This window comes from Streptomyces sp. NPDC025833 (assembly GCF_055558055.1).
Map to the genome: position 1 here is coordinate 1 of NZ_JBVHNF010000054.1, position 4,989 is coordinate 4,989.

1 protein-coding gene is annotated in these 4,989 nt (G+C 70.9%); it reads right to left on the minus strand.

The features are described 5' to 3' along the window. The coding region (locus ACZ4K2_RS36860) for an SDR family NAD(P)-dependent oxidoreductase (protein ID WP_467770024.1) at window positions 1-4,967 on the minus strand (4,967 nt) is incomplete at its 3' end. Window positions 4,968-4,989 lie beyond the last annotated feature (22 nt).

Genomic DNA, 4,989 nt, shown 5'->3' on the forward strand with positions numbered 1-4,989 from the left:
AACCCGGCCTGCGTGAACACCGTCTCCCCCAGCAACTCCCCCTCCCCCCACACCACCTCACGCACCCCATGCCCCACATGACCCGCCAACTCCCGATCCAGCTCCGCGACCACCGCATCGAACGCCTCCGCGAACACCGGAAACGCCCCATACAACCCACGCCCCATCCCCACCCGCTGACTCCCCTGCCCACTGAACAACAGGGCGAAGTCTCCGGACCCGAGGGCCGACCCTCGTACGACGCCCGCTCCGGCTTCGCCTGCGGCGAGTGCGTCAAGCCCCGCCAGCAAGGCTGCACGCGAGGAGCCCACCACGGCGGCACGCTCGTCGAGAGCGGCACGCGATCCAGCGAGCACCGAGGCGACGGCGGCGAGACCGACTTCGGGGTGCTCACGCACGTACGTGGACAGCGCACGTGCCTGGGCACGGAGCGCGTCGTCGGATTTGGCCGAGATCAGCCAGGGCAGGACGCGGTCGTCCTCGGTGGGCTCGGCGGGGGCGGACTCGGGTCCCTGCTCCAGGACCACGTGTGCGTTGGTGCCGCTCGCCCCGAAGGAGGACACGCCCGCGCGACGAGGGCGCCCGGTCTCGGGCCACTCCCGCGCCTCGGTGAGCAGTTCCACCGCCCCGGCGGACCAGTCCACGTGCGGCGACGGCTCGGTGACGTGCAACGTCTGCGGCAGCACGCCCGCCTGCATGGCCATCACCATCTTGATCACACCCGCCACCCCGGCGGCGGCCTGCGCGTGACCGATGTTCGACTTCAACGAACCCAGATAGCACGGCTTTTGACGTCCTTGCCCGTAGGTCGCGATGACAGCCTGCGCCTCGATGGGGTCTCCGAGCGTGGTGCCCGTGCCGTGCGCCTCGACGGCGTCCACGTCCCCGGTCTCCAGACCGGCACTCGCCAACGCCTGGCGTATCACCCGCTGCTGGGACGGCCCGTTGGGAGCGGTCAGCCCGTTGCTGGCGCCGTCCTGGTTGACCGCGCTGCCGCGCACCACCGCCAGCACCCGGTGCCCGTTGCGCACCGCGTCCGACAGCCGCTCCACCAGCAGCACCCCGACGCCCTCGGCCCAGCCCGTACCGTCCGCCGCAGCCGAGAACGCCTTGCACCTGCCGTCAGCCGACAACCCGCGCTGACGGCTGAACTCGACGAACACCTCGGGCGTCGACATGACCGTCACACCGCCGGCGAGCGCCATCGTGCACTCGCCGTTCCGCAGCGCCTGGGCCGCCAGGTGCAGACCCACGAGGGAGGACGAGCACGCGGTGTCCACGGTGACCGCGGGTCCCTCGAAGCCGAAGGCGTACGAAAGCCGGCCCGATGCGGCGCTTCCGGTGTTGCCCATCAGCAGGTACCCGTCGACCCCCTCGGGCACCTTCTGCATCCCCGAGGCGTAGTCGTGGTACATGACGCCGACGAATACGCCGGTACGGCTGCCGCGCAGCGAGGCCGGGTCGATGCCCGACCGCTCCAGCACCTGCCAGGACGTCTCGAGGAGCAGTCGGTGCTGGGGGTCCATGGCGAGGGCTTCACGCGGGGAGATCTCGAAGAGCCCGGCGTCGAAGTCGCCCGCGTCGTACAGGAAGCCGCCTTCGCGGGTGTACGCCTTGCCGGAGGCCGCGGGGTCGGGGTCGTAGAGGTCCTCCAGGTCCCAGCCCCGGTCCGTCGGGAACGGCGAGATGGCGTCGCGGCCCTCGGCGACGAGGTTCCACAGGTCTTCGGGCGATTCCACCCCGCCGGGGTAGCGGCAGGCCATGCCCACGATCGCGATGGGTTCGTCGGTGGCCGCCGGCGCGGTGATGCGACTGGTGGTCTCGTCCTCGGTGCCGAGCAGTGACTCCCGGAGGGTGCGCAGCAGCGCGGCCGGGGTCGGGTGGTCGAAGACGAGGGTGGCGGGCAGTCGGAGACCGGTCGCCGTGTTGAGCCGGTTCCGCAGGTCGAGGCCGGTGAGTGAGTCGAAGCCCAGGTTCTTGAAGGTGGTGGAGAGTTCGGTGTCCGCGTCAGAAGGCAGGCCGAGTACGGCGGTGACCTGTTCCCGGATCAGGTTCAGCAGGGTGCGTTCGCGCTCCGCCTCGGGCATCGCGACGAGCCGCTGTGGGAGCGCGGACTGCGGTTGGGCGCTGGTGGCGCTGCTCGCGGCCCGGCGCGGCGGAGCGGGGACGACGCCGCTGAGCATCCCGGTCAGCGTGCCTTCGCCGGCTCGGACGCGGAGCGCGGCGAGGTCCAACGCGGCCGGGATCAAGAGGGGTTCGGACGAGGCGAGGGCGATGTCGAAGAGTCGGAGGCCCTGCTCGGAGGCGAGTTGCCGGACACCGAGCCGCTTCATCCGTTGCCGGTCGACGGCGCTCATCGCGCCGGTCATGCCGCTCGCCTCGGCCCACAGTCCCCAGGCCAGGGAGGTGGCGGGGAGCCCTTCGGCGCGCCGGGCGTGAGCGAGCGCGTCCAGGTAGGTGTTGGCCGCAGCGTAGTTCGCCTGCCCCGGACCGCCCAGGATGCCCGAGACGGAGGAGAAGAGGACGAAGGCGGAAAGGTCCAGGTCCCTGGTCAGCTCGTGCAGGTTGACGGCACTGTCGACCTTCGCCCGCAGCACCGTGCGGAGTCGCTCGTCGGACATGCCGGCCACGACACCGTCGTCCAGCACACCGGCAGCGTGCACCACACCCGCCAAACGACCCGGCACACGCTCCAGGACACCCGCCAGGGCATCCCGGTCGGCCGCGTCGCAGGCCTCCACCACCACCGACACATCCAGCGCGGCGAGCTCCTCCACCAGCTCGCTCACACCCGGCGCGTCCAAGCCGCGACGCCCCAGCAGCACCAGCTCACGAACACCGTGGCGCACCGCCAGATGCCGGGCTACGAGGCCACCCAACAACCCCGTACCACCGGTGATCAGAACAGAGCCCTCACCCCACGACACCTCCCCTTCCGTCACCACGTGCCGCATAAGACGCGGCACGCTCAACACGCCTTCCCGCACCGCCACTTCCCGCTCACTGACCGCCAACGCGGCCCGCACATCAGCCAGCCAGTCGTCCCCCTCCGTCTCCACGAGGACGAACCGGCCCGGATTCTCCGTCTCCGCCGACCGCACCAAACCCGCCAGCACACCCGCCGGGCCCCGCGTCGCCACCGCCAACCGCGAAGCCTCGAATTGCGCATCGGCCAACCAGGCCCGCACCACACCCAACACCCCAGCGGCCACGCCGTGGACGTCCGACCCGTCGAAGCAGGGCAGGACAACCACCTCAGGCGCACCGTCCACCGCGTCCAGACCAGAGGCGTCACCGTCGAGCACAACCAGCTGACCCGAGAACTCCCCCTCCACCGACCCCACAGGGATCCAGCCCAGGCGGAACATATCGTCGGCGACGTTCGGCCGGGCGGAGGTGACAGTGTCGGCGGCGATCGGGCGCAGGGTGAGCGCCTCGACGGAGGCGACGGGGCTCCCCGTCGCGTCGGCCAGCGTCACGCGGCTCACGTCAGGACCGGTGGGCGAGAGCCGTACCCGCACGTGGGAGGCGCCACTCGCGTGCAGGGTCACCCCCTTGAAGACGAACGGTAGCCGTACCTGGTCGTCCACCGCGTCGGTGCGGGGCAACAGGGCGTGCAGCGTGGCGTCCAGCAGAGCGGGGTGGAGGCCGAAGTCGCCCGCGCTCTGCGCGACGTCCTCCGGCAGCGTCACTTCCGCGTAGAGGTCGTCACCCAGGCGCCAAGCCGCGCGCAACCCCTGGAACACCGGTCCGTACATGTACCCGCTGGGGACCAGGTCGCCGTAGAAACCGTCGAGGTCCATCGGTTCGGCACCGGGCGGCGGCCAGGTTTCCGTGGTGAGGGGCGCTTCGGAACCGCGCTTCGTCAGGACGCCGGCGGCGTGCCGGGTCCAGCCGTGGGCCGCGTCTCCGTCGGTGTCCTGCGCGAACACCGTCACCGTGCGAGTCCCGTCGGGCTCCGTGGAACCGACGACGACCTGTATCCGTACGGTACCCCGCTCGGGGATGACCAGCGGTGCTTCCAGGGCGAGTTCGTCGATATGCCCGTAACCCACCTCGTCCCCGGCACGTACGGCCAGTTCCACGAAGGCCGTTCCCGGCAGGAGGACGATCCCGGCGACGGTGTGGTCACGTAGCCAGGGGTGCGAGGAGAGAGACAGCCGTCCGGTCAGGACGACGCCGTTCCCGTCGCCGAGCGCCACGGCCGCACCCAGCAGAGGGTGGCGGGCTTCAGCCAACCCCAGGTCGCGCGCGTCACCGGTGGGAGCGGGACGGTCCAGCCAGTAGCGGTGGCGTTGGAAGGGGTAGGTGGGGAGGTCGGGTCCGGTCGTGCGGGTGGTACCGACGAGAGGGGTCCAATCGACCGGGAGACCATGGACATACGCCTCACCCAGAGCGGTGGTGAAGCGGCGCAGGTCGCCCTCACCCCGGCGCAGGGTACCCAGGACCACCGCCGCATCCCCCACCGTGCCCTCCACCGGCGTGGTCAGCACCGGGTGCGCACTGGTCTCGACGAACGCGTCGAAACCCTCCGCCAGCAGAAGGCGTACCGTCTCCTCGAAACGGACCGTCCGACGCAGGTTCGTATACCAGTACACCGCGTCGAGGGGAGTCGTCTCCAGGCGCTCCGCGGTCACCGCCGAGTAGAAAGGGATCCTGGGCGTCATCGGCTCGATACCCGCCAGATCCGCGAGGATGCGCTCACGGATCGACTCCACCTGCACCGAATGCGACGCATAATCCACCGGAACCCGACGCGCCCAGACACCCGCGGCGTCGCAGTCGGCCAGCAGGCCGTCCAGGGCAGCCGGCTCCCCCGCCACCGTCACCGAACCCGGACCGTTGACGGCCGCCACCGACACCCGCCCCCCGTACGAGGCGAGCAACTCGGCCGCACGCTCCACCGAAACACCCAGCGAGACCATGCCACCCATGCCCGCCAGGCCCACGATGGCCCGGCTGCGCAACGCGACGACCTTCGCCGCATCC